We start from the raw sequence: 14948 nt of genomic DNA on the forward strand, positions 1-14948 counted from the left end.
AGTAAGCTAAGTGGTGAAGATTAAGGCTTTTTAAGTAAGATAAAAGCTGCGTCTTAATACAAAACATCTCATTATAATTTGCCGGTTCGAGCTAACTAGCTGTCCCAAAAAGATTGAAATAAATTAAATATATTTCGCATTCTAGAGCTACTAGAACGAGATCTACGCCTGCCAGATCCACCAAAAAGCGGCATGGTAAACGCTAAGGTAATTTGTGATAATTTGTAACTCGTACGGCGAGAAATAGAACTGCCATCTGTGAATTTATCTTGAGCATCAGCAAAAGTGTCTATATCAGTTTTTTGGAAAAAGAAAGAACCAAAGAAATCTTCCCAGCCAAATCCACCCACTACAGCTTCTTGTTCCCGATCGGATAACTCATCTAACAGCCGATCGCTCTTGTCTTCGTTAGGTTCAGACATATTAGTATCTACTCCAATTAAGGTAAGAAAAATCTTAAATTTTCGTCAGGTTTGTTACGTAAAACTGATAAAGAACCTTGAAGTTGTAACTTTCCTCGATCGAGTAGCACCACCCAATCAGCGCGATCGATCGCACTCGGACGATGGGTAATAATAATTGTAGTTTTGCCCTTGCGGTAGTTTAACAATCGCTCTAGAACTTGAAATTCACTCACCGGATCGAGACCAGAGGTCGCTTCATCTAAGATAAGAATAGGTGGATCGCTGACAATAGCGCGGGCGATCGCTAATCTTTGTCGCTGTCCTCCAGATAAATTTGCGCCAAATTCTCCTAAAACTGTTTGATATTTATTAGGTAGTTGACTGATAAAACTATCGGCATCTGCAATTTGACAAGCTTTAACAATTTGCTCGAACGGAAGGTGAGGATTTCCTAAACGGAAGTTTTCTAAAATTGAGCGACTCCAAAAGTGAGGTTCTTGAGGAATCAATACGACTTGCTGACGCAGACAATTGATCGCGATATCTGACAGATTATACGTACCAATGCGAATATTTCCTGATTGGGGTTCATATAAACCTGCAATTAGTTTAGCTAAAGTACTTTTACCACATCCAGATTGACCGATCAAAGCAATAACTTGTCCGCCAGGAATCGTGACTGAAAAATCTTCTAGTAAATCGACTCTGCCAGCATGATGAAAGTAGAGATTCGTACACTCAATATCTGCATCTGGTAAGATTTCAGCGAAGGGCTTATGAATGTCTCCAACCGCTTCTGGAGTTGCATCAATTACTTCTAAAAGACGATTGACTGCTGTTTGAGAACGAAAATACTCGTCTGTTAAACCAACTAGAGAATTAATTAAACCAACAACATTAATTTGCATGGCATTAAACGCTAGCATTTGCCCGATGCTGAGTTCCTTATTAATTACCAAAATGCTACCGAATCCCAGTAAAGCAATACCACCAAGGCTGCTCAACGTTTGAGTGAAAACACCGTTAATAATGCCAATTTTAATTGTACTAAAAGTCAAATGTGCTAAACGACCAAAACGACTTTGAAATTCATCCCAAAATTGGGGTGTAGCCGCTGTAGTCTTCATCACCATTGCGCCTTTAAAAGTTTCTACCAAAACACCCTGATTTTCTGCCGATAAAACGAGAAGACTGCGCGTTTTTTGCCGTAGAACTGGTAAAAACGGTAGCGTTGATAAAATCATAATTGTGGCGATCGCAATCACCGCAAAAGTCAGTTTCCAGCTATAAAACAGCATGAAACCAAACGAAACTAAGGCAACAAAAAACTGGCTGGGTAGATAGGCAACAATTTGCGAAACCAACTGATTGATTTCAGTAATATCTCGCAAGCGACTGACAATTTCTCCACTACGGCGAGTTTCAAAATAATCTAAAGGTAGATGCAGAAGTTTGCGTCCAAATTCCAAGACTAATCCTAACTGCAACTTTTGACTAAAATGAGCAATCATTGTAGTTTGTAATAGTTGCATCGTACTGCTAAACAGAGTTGTAACTACCACAGCAGCTATAACAACACTTAGCAGTTGAACATCTCCCCGTACTAGAACATCATCTGTGAGAATTTGAATTAAAAATGGGCTAGCTAAGGCAAGTAAACCTAAGACAAGATTAATGCCCAAAGCCTCAATCAGTATGGCTCGATAAGGTAATATTCGTTGAAAAAAACGGATAAATCCGCCTAAAGAATCTTCTTCATCCCAAGTATAAAAGCAGCTAGGATCGGGAGTTAGCAAAAGCATGATGCCATTCCATGCTTTCATTAATTCTCGCCTGCTTAAGTAGCGAATACCCGCAGCTGGATCGGCAATGACGTAATTCTTACCCTGTCGCCCGTACAATACTACCCAGTGGTTGCCTTGCCAATGCACGATCGCTGGTAGAGGAACATCATTAATGTGGTCTACCACCTCTCGCGAAGCTTTAACTGGTCGAGTATTGAAACCCAAGGACTCCGAACCACGCCTTAAGCCCAACATCGTCGTTCCCAACTGTCCAGTACTGACAGCTTCCCGCGAACGATTAATACTTAAAACCCGTCCGTGATGTCTGCAAATTGTAGCCAGACAAGCTGCCCCGCAATCTTCCTCACTTGCCTGTAAGACACATGGATATTTTTTGTTAAACAGGCTAACCATAATAGCTAATTGGTAATAGGTAATGGGTAGTTGGTAATTGGGAAGCCGTAAGTCGTAGGGGCGGGTTTTTTGAAGATTCCTATGAAAAAACAAACAGTACTACAGTTAAACCCGCCCGTACACAAGTCAGAAGTATTTCACGCACCACGCACCAATTTACAAATCCGTCAGTAGTCTTGCTTTTCTCAGAATGAATTGCAGTACGGTCTCGGAGCGAGAAATAATATCGGCTGCACCTTCCATCCCAGGTTGCAACCGACAGACGCGATCGCCTGTACTGACAAATTCATTATCCGGCTGAATCGTTACTTCATAGATAGAGGGGGCGATCGACCGCTCTAACCCTCCTGCGGGTATTGCATCTGGAGCAACAGCTTGAACTACACCCCTGAGAGTGCCGTAATCGGGATAAGGACAAGCAGAAACGCGCATCTGAACTTGTTGCCCGGGTTTGACTTTGCTAATATCTGGTTCTGCGACACGAGCTTTCACCACTAAGGAAGCGTCACGGGGAGCAATTTGGGCGATCGCATCCCCCATGCCTACCACCTGTCCTGGGTTACGCAGTTCTAGCTTGAGAATTGTGCCATCTGTAGGGGCAAGAATAAATGTCTTCCTCAGTTCCAAGCCAATTTGTTGTAGTTCTTTTGTATCCCGCTCTTGTTGATTTTGCAGGGCAATTTTGTTAACGATCAGGTTTTCGCGTTCTCTATTTAATGCAGCTATAGTTGCAAGTCCTCTGGCTTTGGCTTGAGCGATCTGCTCGTTAGCTATAATCACCGTGGCATTACTAGGATTGAGGCTGGCTTCAGCTTGTTTGAGTTTGGCTTTAGCTGCCTTGAAAGCTTGTTCTTTTTCCTTAACTTGCAATTGGGCGATCGCACCTGTATTTGCTAGTTGCAGATATCTTTGCTTCTCTTCCTGTGCCAATCCTAGCGCGGCTTGAGCTGCTTGTACTTCTGCAATTGTGGCAATTTCCTTAGTTTGATATTCTCTACGTTGCAACATCAGTTCTGCTGCTGTCGCAGCTACAGAACGCTGCATTAAGTTTGTCTCAGCAGCTATCTGACGATCTAAGGAATTGAGTTGAGCTGTAATTTGTACTAATTGTAAGTGGCTCTGCTGAATGTTGGTTTGCAATTGTTGTTTCTTAGTTTGAAGTTGTGAATTATCGATCTCAGCAATTGGCTCACCTTTTTTTACAGCTTGATTTTCTTGCACGTTAATGCTTGTAATCGTTCCCTCTGTTGCTGCCTGAACAACCCGCAGTTCTCCGCTCGGACGGATATTTGCAGGTGCTTTGACTGTGACGTTGTAGCTGAGCGTGGCAGCTAGAGACACTCCTACACTAAAAATAGCGATCGCCATCCCGCCGCCGAGCGTTGTCAAAGAACCGATTGGGGGGATAAACTCATCAGTTTCAACTGCACCAAAATTGGGATCGATTTCGCTTACCATGGCTACAAACTCTTAGTTCGGCACTTAAATTCCATACCTAGAAAAACTAGGTTATTCAGGCAGTTAGAAAGAGGAAGTTTCTAGATAATCATCTTGGGAAACATCAATTGTTCCCCTACTCCAAATGGAGATTGCCATGCAATTGGCTCTATTATCACTGGTTTATCTCGTTTCCCTTTTTGAGAATCTGAGTCTGTACTACCTCCATCTGATGTTTCGGTTTTAATGTAATACTGCTTGTTGTTTTCGTACACCTTACCGCCAGCCACAGTCTCTTGTTGCTCCTCAGATAAGTCTAGAAATAATTCTGAGGATTGGTGCTGGGAAAAGAACATGTTTGATACCTCGCTGATTGATTGCTATCCACTTAGTCAAGCTAAAACTATCAACAAGAAAACTGCCCGCCTCCTTGTAGGAAGTCTAATAAAAAGATTCCAGAGCCTTATTCCTTTGCATTGTTCTTATTTGTGCAACGAGACAATCGGAGCGTGCAAAATGAAGAATTTAGGAGGCTCTGGAATCTATTTTCAGGTAGTTCGTGCAGGTAAACACTCTACCTTATCGCAGTCTTTTGTCAAATGTTGCACGTCGCGTAAATTAGCTTAGTTTGGCAAAGAAATCCTTATAAGCTGCGGTATTAACATCCATAGTATCGTGCTTGAAGCTTTGCAGATTCGTGCTGCCTTTTGGAGTCGATTCCTGAGCCACTTCCAGGTTTGTTATGGTTTGATTAGCTTTGAAATGAGTCGCCAGCTTATCTTTCAAAACATCGCCTGAGCTGCCACCACCTGCAACCAACTGCTGCTGCTCCTCAGACAATTCCACAAATAGTTCGGACTTGATATTATTAGCGATCATGGGAAAATCTCCTACATTTAAACTAGTGAGGGCGCTTACTAATCGGGTTATCTCTAGTAAAGAGCTTTTGGATTTATTGCCGAAATGAATTAGCCTAATTTGGCAAAGAAATCTTTATAAGCTGCGGTACTAATATCGAGAGTATCGTGCTTGAAGCTTTGTAGATTCGTGCTACCCTCAGGACCCGACTGTTGAGCTACATCCAGGTTGGTTAAACTGTTATTGGCTTTGTAGTAAGTGGCAAGTTTGTCGCGAAGCTCATCCCCTGTAGAACTACCACCTGTAACTACTTGTTGTTGCTCGTCGGATAAATCTAAAAACAATCCAGATTGCATATCTGTATCGAACATAGCTTTAGCTCCTTCTAAATTTAGATGTTAGATATTCAACCACTAACTGCATAAGAAATTGAATATCTATCTATTAACAAGATAGAAAAAGCAACTGTCGAATTCCACAGCGTATCTCCCCAATACATTAGGTAGCAACCCTAAGCATATCTACTTATTTTTTCTTGAATACAGAAACACACACTGAATTTCTATAGTGTTTTTACCTAAAAAACTGGGTATGTTCCCTGAGTGAGATTACGCTTAGCTAAAAAATTCAAAATAACATCTATCTCTCAGATGATATACGTCAAGAGAGACTATTTGTCTTGCTGATTTACTATCAAAAATAGTCTGCAACATAAAACCAAGCTATTGCAGAAACTATTCTGTCTATTGAGTTAGCGATCGCTACTCAAAGCCAAAATATTAGCAACTTCTGCATCTAGCTTGGTTCAGAAAATAAATATTTTCAATCTTTAGACTTAGCGCTGTTAACCGTCAACTATTAACCATCAACTATTAATTAGATGGCGTTCTCTGGCAAAGCACGCGAGTTCTACTCTATTGTTGGTTCCAGTTTTACAGAGTAAATTACTAACGTACTTTTCTACTGTCCGAGGGCTGAGGTATAAGCTAGAACCTATTTGAGCATTTGATAAACCTTTGACTAAAAGTTGAAGTACTGCTTGTTCTCTTTTAGTTAAGGAAAAATTATCGAAAGTCTTAGTATCAGTTGTCCTTTCCTGTTGGTGCTGGTAAGGATTATAGTGCGGTGTATCGACTCGAACAGTTGGTTCTTCTTGGCTTGAAGGATAGTGTAGTGTATTATAAGTTTTGCCTTGTTGCTGTTCCATATTTTGCTGTTGAAGCCGTAAGCGCCATTCCCACTGCATGAATTGGGATATTAACTGAGATCGCTCTAGTAAATTACGCACCACAGCATATAATTCATTCAACTCAAATGGTTTGGCTAAATATGCATCCCCTCCTACCTGATAGCCGCGAATTCGTCCTTCTGTATCTGCCCGTGCTGTCAAAAACATTACGGGTAGGAGCCGAAATGTTGGATGCTGGCGTATCCACTCAATTAACTCATAGCCATCCATCTCTGGCATACTGATATCAGTAATGACGAGATGCGGTTGACATTCCTCAATCTGCTTTTGTGCTTCTTTCCCATTCTCAGCTGCGATCGCTGAATATCCCCACTGCTTCAAAGAACAACTCACCAGCAGACGAATAGCCGGATCGTCATCGACGACAAGGATTAATAATGACATATTGTAAATTTTTCTCTAACTATTTTAAGTTAGCTACCGCGAATTGACTGCCTAGTAGAAGATAGACAGTCCCCGATCTAGAGAAATTAGAATTCCTTGACACCCTGAGAATAGAAACTTGACTTCTCTTTGTTCTCTATTATTACTATTATTTTTTTATCGATACCAACTTGAATCTAAAAGAGTCTGAGTGTTTTATTCTTTATTCTGTTACAGAGTATACTCTATTTTTTTTTTTTTTTCAATTGTACTATTTTTGAAAAGCGGATACTCTACCATAAGTCTGAGTTCTATAGCTTGAATTTATGTAACCAAGCTTGTTGTAAGTAAAATACAACTTTTTTGGTAAAAATTTATACTAATAGAAACTGGGGCTTAATTGTCACATTCTACTACTAAAATCGCCCTGCTTGTTTCAGTTTACTAATTCGCTAATTGCTACCATTTTGCGATCGCCTAAAATGTCGGTTCCGATGCTGAGACAACTGGAGTAGTTAGTATCAACGACAAAGTAATTGAAGGGAATAGATACGATAATAAACTGTTTTCATCTTAATGGGTAAAAAAGCCATCCTTTCTTTCACCCATAGACACTAGACCAAATAAGGGTTTTAATGATCTTAGCCCCGCGTCTTATCTGTCTATGTCCTCATCCCTGCAACCACCATACATACAGGATTTCACTCACTTCGAGCAGCACGTAGCCAGAATTTTTCACAGACACGGGTGGACGGTTGTTACTCCCGAACAAAACCAAGCAGGTTACGATTTAGTTGTCAGTAAAAGCAATATCGTTGCAGCTGTCCAAGTCAAGTGGCTCAAAAATAACGTTGCCGCACCGCAAATTTTAAAGTTTGTTGACTTTCTTGAATCTCAAGCAGCTTGTCAGTTTAATTATGGTATTTTCATTACTACAAAAGATTATAGTGGACCAGCTCGCGCCCTAATTAAATCTTGGGGAAAAGATTCGAGAATTCGCTGTGGCATCGCTTCTGAACATAAAATTACTTGGGTGAACGGCGATGACGGTACACCTCCACCCCAACCACCAAAACAAGACAAGATTTATTTTGGTATTTTCACTTGTAAAGGTGGAGTTGGAAAAACTACAGTTGCGGCGCACTTGGCGGGAGCATTTGCCTTACAAGGATTCAATGTCGCTTTGGTAGATTTAGATCCAGAACAAAACTTACATAAATTAGTAGGAGATGGGGTTTACGTTCCTAATAGTAAAGGTACGGGTACAACTATTGAAGTCTACGATGCAAGAGCTTGGGATGAAAACGCCGCCCGTGATTGCAAAATAGTTATATGTGATTGTTCTCCTGCTTTAGAACGCAACCCAAGAGAACTGATTGAGAAATTTGATTATTGTATTATTCCTACAACTTTGAATCCTCTAGGTATTAACAAACATGGAATCGTGATTCAAGATACAGTGCAAAAAATTAGAAGTATTAATCAAGCCGCTCATCTGTTTGTTTTAGTTAATAACTTTAGAGACCCAGGAATTAGACGATTTAAGGTTTTAAAAGAGTCATTCTTATCAGTCTACAAACATATTAGCCAGAACGATGAAAAGTTTCATTGCATCGATCCAGAACAAGTTTGCATTCGTACTAGCGACCAACTATACTACTGGGGAATCCATATTTTAGAAAATCCCGATAATCCATCGAGTGAATTGGCATTTCAGCTTATCGGTGGCAAGTGCTATCCGCGAGATGATTTTATTAGCTTAGTCGATTATATAGAAAGAGAAGCAGGGATCGAAATTCTGCGAGAATAATAGGGGACGTTGTAACTAGAACGCATAAACATGGAAGATTTTAATTTCATCACCCCTCTGGGACTATTTGCAGGAGTCCTGACAACGATCGCATACTTACCCCAGTTGATCAAAACTTGGAAAACGAAATCAGCTCACGATCTTTCTTGGAGTATGCTCATCGTTTTATGTACGGGAATAATTCTGTGGTTGATCTACGGCTTCTACGTACACGATATTCCTATCATCGCCGCCAACATCGTAACATTTATTTTTGCTGGAATGATTTTGATGCTGAAGATTCGCTATAAATCAGATCCTCGCGAAGAAAATTAACTTTATCCAAATGTACCTCATAACCAATGTAGAGATGCACGAGATCGCGTCTCTACAAATTTTTCAACATAACTACCAACGCTGCTACACCTACAACAGTCATTAATCCTGCTGGTATGAATTTGCGTGTTTTTATCAGACGAGTAGTAAAAATAATCACTAATATTACTGTAACTATAGCAGCTAACCCGAGACCCCAGACTTGACCGAAGGATCGCGCAACTCCTCCCAGAATCAGCAATAAACCGCTAGCAGTACCAGAAACCAGCGAAGCCTTACTCTGAGCTTGCTTATAGCCAATCGCGCCGCCAACTATGGCTAAAATCCCATACGCGATCGCCACAACCACACCTGGATTAATTACCTGAAGATTCGTTCAATAATTTAACTATTATTTCATTTTTTCAAACATACAAACGTATATTTTTGTATCCCAGAGCAATTTCCCATCTGTCAAGAATTTGCCATAAATTCTCCTAGAATCTAGTAGCGATCCTCCTCAAATTTAGTTGGTAAATCTTTTCATTTAGCACGATTCTCAGCTAACAGGAAAAATTCGATTGCCAACTAATGCTAATTGCTGCACATTCTCATTATTAGCATTTTCATCTGCATTAAAATGCTTGTCAATCAATTCTGCAACCTGCTGGGTTTGTACGCGGGTATATCTAGTTTTATCGGGCATCACCACGACATTTGGTCCAGCTTTGCACTGTTTAAGGCAACCGGTAGCTTTAATTTCTACCTCATTTTCCAAACCGCGCTCGTTCAAAGAGGCTTCTAATGCTTTACAAACTCCGTTTGCACCCCGTTTGACGCAATCAGACTTCTGACACACTAAAATACTAGCTTTTGCTTTGGTTTGTCGTTTAACAGGTGTAGCAGGAGTCATAGCTGACGGTTGGCGATCGATCGCGATCACTCGTTCTGCCTTTAATTTGAGCGAATCTTTCTTATAGTCAAACTTTCTCTCACCAAAAATTTGTACTACATCTCCTGGATTCAGGTTTAATTCCACAGATGAACGCAGATACTTGGGGAGTTTGACCCGATATTCACCTTCCACAGTGCCAATTTGCAAATATTTGCGCTTATAGCCATCTTCTAATTCAAACCTGAGAAATTTTCCCTCTAAGCTAAAAGCTGATACTTCTTTACCAAAGCGACTACTCATTGCTTTATCACCTTCGGATGAACGACAACCAATGCTCGATTTACGGTTTTACCAGCACTGTTTTAACCACCACACCAAATCTTGGCGAGATGCAGTGAATTGCCTCAAAACACTATTCAATTGAACTGCCGTTGTGGGATCGGCTATCTCAACTTTTAATGGCTGTCCGGCATCGCACCAACAAGGAATCTCTAACTCTTGTAAACGTTGATACACTTGCCATCTATCTGCCCATTTCACTTCCACAATTTCTCTAACTTCCGGTTCACAACCTAACGGCTTCAAGCCCATACCCTCCGACGCTCAAATTACATTTCGTTATCTTATTGCCGTGACTAGCTGTGCTAGTTGCCGACAGTTTAACTTTACCCAATAGCATACCCTAAATGCAAATAATTCTCATGATATTTGCAAAAAATTTTCTTTAATCATGGGTTGTCTCAGCAGTCAAAAGCACTGAAATACATAGCGATCGCGCTGTTTAAAGCTTGACGGGAGAGCGATAATGAAAGTAGCAGCGAGTTATCGATAACAGCATCACAACCAGCAAAGAGAGGAGAACCATGTCTGAGGCAACAATTCTACGGAACTTCGGTCAGGTATATGACAACCCTATTCTGCTCGATCGCAGTGTCACCACTCCTGTTTGCGAAGGATTAAATATTGCTCTTGCTAGCTTTCAGGGTTTGTACCTGCAATACCAAAAACACCATTTTGTAGTCGAGGGTGCAGAATTCTATATGCTGCACCAGTATTTCAGCGAAAGCTATGAAGAAGTCCAGGGACACGTTCACGATGTTGGCGAACGTTTAGATGGACTGGGTGGCGTACCCGTAGCTAGTTTTAGCCAACTCGCCCAGATGTGCTGCTTCGAGCCAGAACCAGACGGTGTTTTTGCTTGCCGTCAAATGGTAGAACACGATTTAGCAGCAGAACAGGCAATTATTGGGTTAATCCGTCGTCAAGCCGCTCAAGCAGAAAGTTTAGGCGATCGCGCTACCCGTTACTTATACGAGAAAATCCTACTCGAAACCGAAGAAAGAGCATATCACTTAGGGCATTTCCTCGCCCACGACAGCCTAACGTTAGGTTTTATGGGGAACGGCTCTAGGTAAAACTAGGGGCGAGGAGCGAGAAGTAAGGGAGATTAAAGATAGTTTGCAATTCACCGTTTTCAGTTCGCAGTTTGTCATTCACAACTAAGCAACTTTTCACCACTCTTCGCTCCTCGTCCTCTTTACTCACTTATAAAATTTTGTTTATAACTTTCATTGCAGGCGATCGCCTGCTAAAAGTCAGATGAACAGGGCACTACAGTTTTCTGCTCCCTGCTCGCTGACACACTTCAACCTAGGTCACTCAAAACCCAAAATATTAAAACATTTACTGTTTTTTGTCTCATCTGATGCATTTATTAGTCAAATTACTAGTTACCTTTGACTAAAAAATGCAACTTTTGTGTGCGTGAAACAGTTTAACTTTGGAGTGCGCGCGCCCTGTGAGGGCAAGTCGTGGAGCTAACTCAACTCTCAAGCTGAGACAGAAAATGCAGGCAGTGGCAGTTCTCTCTCAGAAATGTTACAATTATTAATAGTGTAGAATGTTAATCTTAAGCGATCCAATGACCGATTGGAGGGTAGTAAAGCTGCTCTACCTATAGAGACAGCTCTAAAACTAAATTTCTGCAAACAACTAGATGTTGTCCAATTCGTGTAACACTATAGCCTTCTGCTGTCTGGATATGTAACAGAAAAAGCTTGTCTCATCAGCAGAGGGCTTGGTAGTGAAATAAGTGTTACTCTTTTATTTCCACACAGCTGCTTACTACTGATAAAGAAACCTAGCGCCATGAAAACCGCTCAGACAACCACTGACCTTGTACGTACTTACTTGCGTGAGATTGGTCGTGTTCCATTACTGACCCACGAGCAGGAGATTGTATATGGCAAGCAAGTGCAGCGACTCAGCACCCTGTACGCGCTCCAAGAAGAGTTAGTTGCAAAGCTGGGGCGCGAACCAACCCTAGAAGAGTGGAGTGAAGCAGCGCGAATAGATAAAACAGCCTTATCTACAGCGATCGCCGAAGGAGAAATTGCTAAGCGCAGAATGGTAGAAGCTAACCTGCGACTAGTCGTCTCCGTCGCTAAAAAGTACATCAAGCGTAACGTAGACTTATTGGATTTGATCCAAGAAGGGACGATCGGGATGCAGCGGGGTGTAGAGAAGTTTGACCCAACTAAAGGTTATAGATTTTCTACTTATGCTTATTGGTGGATTCGGCAAGCAATCACACGGGCGATCGCTGAAAAAGGACGAACCATTCGCCTACCGATTCACATTACAGAAAAATTAAACAAAATCAAAAAAGCACAGCGTCAACTCTCTCAAAATCTAGGACGCGCCCCAAGTATCGCGGAGTTAGCTACAGCACTAGAACTCACGCCCAAACAGGTACGCGAGTATTTAGAAAGAGCGAGATTACCACTATCATTAGATTTGCGGGTAGGAGACAACCAAGATACAGAATTGGGCGAACTATTAGAAGATACGAGTCTCTCCCCAGAAGAATTCGTGACTGAATCGTGCTTATCTACCGATATTGAGAAGCTGATGGCAGATTTGACTCCACAGCAGCGGGAGGTGTTATCATTACGCTTCGGCTTAGCTGACGGACAAGCCATGACGTTAGCTAAGATTGGCGATCGCCTCAATATCAGCCGCGAACGGGTACGCCAAATCGAGCGCGAAGCCCTCACCAAGCTCCGCAAGCGTAAAGCAGACCTCGACCAGTATTTGGCTAGCTAGGGAGCAGGGAGCAGGGAGCAGAGGGAGAAACTGCCTCTTGCCTCTTTTCACGCACCATTACCAACTACCAACTACCAATTACTTGTAATCCCCATTGTGGAGCAACAACCCTCCAAATTTAGTTCGGTTTTGCCACCTATCATATCCGCGCCTACCTGTTACATTAAATTTACATAAAGACGCTATTTGTCGGCTAAATTGTAAACAACACTAACAGCAAGTCGATCGGTTACAATTTGGCAACCGAACTGTAAGGGAGGTCATCAGTGAACGACTCATCACATCAAGTTTCCGAGTTTTTCCCAGGAGAATCAAAGGACAGCGATTCCTTATGGCAATACGTCCAGTCGCTAAGTCCAGAGGCTATTACTCAGCTATCCAAGCCTAGCTCTACGGAAGTATTACAGATGATCGAGCGTAATATCATCGGTATGTTAGGTACTTTACCTGGAGAAAATTTCGGGATAACGATTACAACTAACCGTGAAAGTTTGGGTAGATTACTCGCTTCAGCAATGATTAGTGGTTATTTCTTACGCAATGCCGAACAACGCATGATGTTTGAAAAGTCATTAGAAGCAACGGAAGTCATCGGGACACAGGAATAAGTAAAACAAACCGTCCATGACTTCAAAACCCATTTCTATTCCGCATAAAATTATCGGCGTGGGCGTTCTGTGGAACGCTCAACAACAAATTTTAATCGATCGCCGTCGTCCAGAAGGTGCAATGGGCGGATTGTGGGAATTCCCCGGCGGAAAATTGGAGCCAGGAGAGACGGTAGAAGAATGCATCAAGCGCGAACTGATGGAAGAGTTAGGGGTAGAAGTTGAAGTCGGCGATCGCCTCATCACTATCGAACACGACTACTCTCATTTGCGTGTCACGCTAGCAGTACACCACTGTCATTATTTGAGTGGAGTCCCTCAGCCGATCGAGTGTGCGGAGATCCGTTGGGTAACTCTAGATGAAATTGAACAATACAATTTTCCTGCGGCTAACGTGCAGATTATTGCTGCAATAAAAGATTATAAATAATGAGTAGGGGCACGCAGGTGTGCAGCCCTACTCGCTACAAAGAATAAACTGGCAGCGTGAAATGGAAACAACTGCCTCCATTAGGGGCTGAATCCACCCAAATTTGCCCGTAGTGCGCTCTAATAATCCGTTGACATAAAGCTAAGCCGATACCATAACCATCTTTAGCTTCATCGCGCTTGAGGCGGAACCGCTCTTCAAAGATGCGATCGTAATTTTCTTCAGGAATTCCAGGTCCAGTATCGCAAACGCTGACTTGTACCTTCTGCGTTGTGCGGTGCAGGCAAGAAATGCGGATCGTACCCCCTTCGGGAGTATACTTCATCGCATTGTCAAGCAAGTTGATCAAGACTTGCCTTACCCTTTCCCGGTCGGCATAAACCGCAGGTAAATCGTTAGGAAGATCGGTTTGGATAGATTGCGATTTGGTAAAAGCGCGGTCTTGGATATGTGCTTCTACATCTTGGTATAGCTCGATTAAATCTAGCTTGTGGGGTTGAATTTGTAGTTCGGCACTAGAACCCCGCGTTACCTGTAGCAAACTAGCAATCATGCGATCGATAATCTTAGCTTGGCTGCGGGCTTGTTTGAACAACTGGGTTAATAAAGCAGGCGATGCAGAAAAACTCCCCTTTTTAGTCGATAGAAATTGAGCTTCGAGAGTTTCTACAGCAATAGACACAGCGGTCAGAGGATTGCGCAGGTCGTGCGCTACCATTGCAATAATTCGATCTTTAAACTGAAGCTGCTCCAATAACCTCTCCTGCTCGCGTTTGAGGCGAAAGACTTCATCAGAAAGCCGAATGACTTCTACTGAATCAGCTACAGAACGAATCGCGGCGACATTGGAAGTACCGTAATTGCCCGAGTTGTTTAAGTTTTCTAAATCCTTCGGTTTCGTTGAGGTTTCGGCTAACTCTGCTACCAAATTTGCCTGAGCCTCGGCTGATTGCTGCCACCGCAGCCACCAGTTACTCAGTTGCTCGATCAAATTACTTCCAGCCAGGATTTGTCTTGGTTCTGGATAAATCTTGATCAAAGCTGGTGTAGCCACCAGTTTAAAGTGTTCTGCTAGATACGGTTGTTCCCCGACATTAACAATCTGTAATTCAAACGGGTACTCAGCTTGTAGCTGCTTGAGATAACGACGAATTTGCTGTATTTGCTGTCGCGAACTGGGACGCTCATCTACAAATAGCAGTAGTTGAAGCCTAGCTTCAGTCGAGGTCGGCTGTTCAGAAGAAACCTGCATGCAATCTTGTTTCAGCACGGGCAACTAACAGGTAACGCTTAGTGA

17 protein-coding genes are annotated in these 14948 nt (G+C 42.2%); 6 read left to right on the top strand and 11 right to left on the bottom strand.

The annotated features are described in order from the left end of the window. Positions 1-95: 95 nt before the first annotated feature. From N4J56_RS17650 to N4J56_RS17680, 7 genes are all read right to left on the bottom strand, one after another. Positions 96-422, bottom strand: coding sequence for a hypothetical protein (locus tag N4J56_RS17650; protein ID WP_317107618.1), 327 nt, complete (start codon positions 420-422; stop codon positions 96-98). A gap of 17 nt (positions 423-439) precedes the next feature. Then, positions 440-2602 (bottom strand): peptidase domain-containing ABC transporter, encoded by a 2163-nt coding sequence (locus tag N4J56_RS17655; protein WP_317107619.1) that lies wholly within the window; start codon positions 2600-2602, stop codon positions 440-442. Between the two features lie 156 nt (positions 2603-2758). Further along, complete coding sequence (locus tag N4J56_RS17660) at positions 2759-4060, bottom strand: HlyD family secretion protein (protein WP_317107620.1); 1302 nt, start codon at positions 4058-4060, stop codon at positions 2759-2761. An 80-nt stretch (positions 4061-4140) separates the two neighbouring features. Next, on the bottom strand, positions 4141-4395 hold the full coding sequence (locus N4J56_RS17665; RefSeq protein ID WP_317107621.1) for a CTB family bacteriocin: 255 nt from the start codon (positions 4393-4395) through the stop codon (positions 4141-4143). 262 nt (positions 4396-4657) lie between these two features. Beyond that, positions 4658-4918 (bottom strand): CTB family bacteriocin, encoded by a 261-nt coding sequence (locus N4J56_RS17670; RefSeq protein ID WP_317107622.1) that lies wholly within the window; start codon positions 4916-4918, stop codon positions 4658-4660. 89 nt (positions 4919-5007) lie between these two features. Next, positions 5008-5268, bottom strand: coding sequence for a CTB family bacteriocin (locus tag N4J56_RS17675; protein WP_317107623.1), 261 nt, complete (start codon positions 5266-5268; stop codon positions 5008-5010). A 494-nt stretch (positions 5269-5762) separates the two neighbouring features. After that, a complete protein-coding gene (locus tag N4J56_RS17680; protein ID WP_317107624.1) occupies positions 5763-6530 on the bottom strand; it encodes a response regulator transcription factor in 768 nt (255 codons plus the stop codon). A gap of 643 nt (positions 6531-7173) precedes the next feature. Here N4J56_RS17680 and N4J56_RS17685 point away from each other — a divergent pair. Together N4J56_RS17685 and N4J56_RS17690 are read left to right on the top strand one after the other, a co-directional pair. After that, positions 7174-8319 carry a restriction endonuclease gene (locus N4J56_RS17685; RefSeq protein WP_317107625.1) on the top strand — a complete coding sequence of 382 codons (1146 nt, stop codon included), beginning with the start codon at positions 7174-7176 and terminating at the stop codon, positions 8317-8319. A 30-nt stretch (positions 8320-8349) separates the two neighbouring features. After that, complete coding sequence (locus N4J56_RS17690; RefSeq protein ID WP_317107626.1) at positions 8350-8634, top strand: SemiSWEET transporter; 285 nt, start codon at positions 8350-8352, stop codon at positions 8632-8634. A gap of 52 nt (positions 8635-8686) precedes the next feature. On the opposite strand, the gene N4J56_RS17695 is transcribed toward N4J56_RS17690, so the two are convergent. The 3 genes from N4J56_RS17695 to N4J56_RS17705 all read right to left on the bottom strand — a co-directional run bounded on the left by N4J56_RS17695 (position 8687) and on the right by N4J56_RS17705 (position 10099). Beyond that, on the bottom strand, positions 8687-8995 hold the full coding sequence (locus tag N4J56_RS17695) for a TMEM14 family protein (protein WP_410500525.1): 309 nt from the start codon (positions 8993-8995) through the stop codon (positions 8687-8689). A gap of 177 nt (positions 8996-9172) precedes the next feature. Continuing rightward, positions 9173-9808, bottom strand: coding sequence for a (2Fe-2S) ferredoxin domain-containing protein (locus N4J56_RS17700; RefSeq protein ID WP_317107628.1), 636 nt, complete (start codon positions 9806-9808; stop codon positions 9173-9175). Between the two features lie 48 nt (positions 9809-9856). Next, positions 9857-10099: an Asr1405/Asl0597 family protein gene (locus tag N4J56_RS17705; RefSeq protein ID WP_317107629.1), complete on the bottom strand. Its 243-nt coding sequence runs from the start codon at positions 10097-10099 to the stop codon at positions 9857-9859. 272 nt (positions 10100-10371) lie between these two features. Between N4J56_RS17705 and N4J56_RS17710 the strand changes: the two genes are divergently transcribed. The 4 genes from N4J56_RS17710 (at position 10372) to mutT (ending at position 13651) form a co-directional block, all read left to right on the top strand. Next, positions 10372-10923, top strand: a complete 552-nt coding sequence (locus N4J56_RS17710; RefSeq protein WP_015155342.1) for a Dps family protein — start codon at positions 10372-10374, stop codon at positions 10921-10923. Between the two features lie 733 nt (positions 10924-11656). Then, positions 11657-12613: an RNA polymerase sigma factor, RpoD/SigA family gene (locus N4J56_RS17715; RefSeq protein WP_317107630.1), complete on the top strand. Its 957-nt coding sequence runs from the start codon at positions 11657-11659 to the stop codon at positions 12611-12613. Positions 12614-12879: 266 nt separating this feature from the next. After that, positions 12880-13221 (top strand): DUF760 domain-containing protein, encoded by a 342-nt coding sequence (locus N4J56_RS17720; RefSeq protein ID WP_317107631.1) that lies wholly within the window; start codon positions 12880-12882, stop codon positions 13219-13221. 16 nt (positions 13222-13237) lie between these two features. Continuing rightward, a complete protein-coding gene (gene mutT, locus N4J56_RS17725; protein ID WP_039716967.1) occupies positions 13238-13651 on the top strand; it encodes an 8-oxo-dGTP diphosphatase MutT in 414 nt (137 codons plus the stop codon). Between the two features lie 34 nt (positions 13652-13685). Here mutT and N4J56_RS17730 read toward each other — a convergent pair whose 3' ends face one another. Continuing rightward, positions 13686-14921, bottom strand: coding sequence for a histidine kinase (locus N4J56_RS17730; RefSeq protein ID WP_410500350.1), 1236 nt, complete (start codon positions 14919-14921; stop codon positions 13686-13688). Positions 14922-14948: the final 27 nt, after the last annotated feature.

It is taken from the genome of Chroococcidiopsis sp. SAG 2025 (assembly GCF_032860985.1).
Taxonomy (GTDB): domain Bacteria; phylum Cyanobacteriota; class Cyanobacteriia; order Cyanobacteriales; family Chroococcidiopsidaceae; genus Chroococcidiopsis.

Bases quoted from the DNA above. Each gene is read 5' to 3' on its own strand.
- N4J56_RS17650 (WP_317107618.1), bottom strand. From the start codon at position 422: ATGTCTGAACCTAACGAAGACAAGAGCGATCGGCTGTTAGATGAGTTA.
- N4J56_RS17655 (WP_317107619.1), bottom strand. From the start codon at position 2,602: ATGGTTAGCCTGTTTAACAAAAAATATCCATGTGTCTTACAGGCAAGT.
- N4J56_RS17660 (WP_317107620.1), bottom strand. From the start codon at position 4,060: ATGGTAAGCGAAATCGATCCCAATTTTGGTGCAGTTGAAACTGATGAG.
- N4J56_RS17665 (WP_317107621.1), bottom strand. From the start codon at position 4,395: ATGTTCTTTTCCCAGCACCAATCCTCAGAATTATTTCTAGACTTATCT.
- N4J56_RS17670 (WP_317107622.1), bottom strand. From the start codon at position 4,918: ATGATCGCTAATAATATCAAGTCCGAACTATTTGTGGAATTGTCTGAG.
- N4J56_RS17675 (WP_317107623.1), bottom strand. From the start codon at position 5,268: ATGTTCGATACAGATATGCAATCTGGATTGTTTTTAGATTTATCCGAC.
- N4J56_RS17680 (WP_317107624.1), bottom strand. From the start codon at position 6,530: ATGTCATTATTAATCCTTGTCGTCGATGACGATCCGGCTATTCGTCTG.
- N4J56_RS17685 (WP_317107625.1), top strand. From the start codon at position 7,174: ATGTCCTCATCCCTGCAACCACCATACATACAGGATTTCACTCACTTC.
- N4J56_RS17690 (WP_317107626.1), top strand. From the start codon at position 8,350: ATGGAAGATTTTAATTTCATCACCCCTCTGGGACTATTTGCAGGAGTC.
- N4J56_RS17700 (WP_317107628.1), bottom strand. From the start codon at position 9,808: ATGAGTAGTCGCTTTGGTAAAGAAGTATCAGCTTTTAGCTTAGAGGGA.
- N4J56_RS17705 (WP_317107629.1), bottom strand. From the start codon at position 10,099: ATGGGCTTGAAGCCGTTAGGTTGTGAACCGGAAGTTAGAGAAATTGTG.
- N4J56_RS17710 (WP_015155342.1), top strand. From the start codon at position 10,372: ATGTCTGAGGCAACAATTCTACGGAACTTCGGTCAGGTATATGACAAC.
- N4J56_RS17715 (WP_317107630.1), top strand. From the start codon at position 11,657: ATGAAAACCGCTCAGACAACCACTGACCTTGTACGTACTTACTTGCGT.
- mutT (WP_039716967.1), top strand. From the start codon at position 13,238: ATGACTTCAAAACCCATTTCTATTCCGCATAAAATTATCGGCGTGGGC.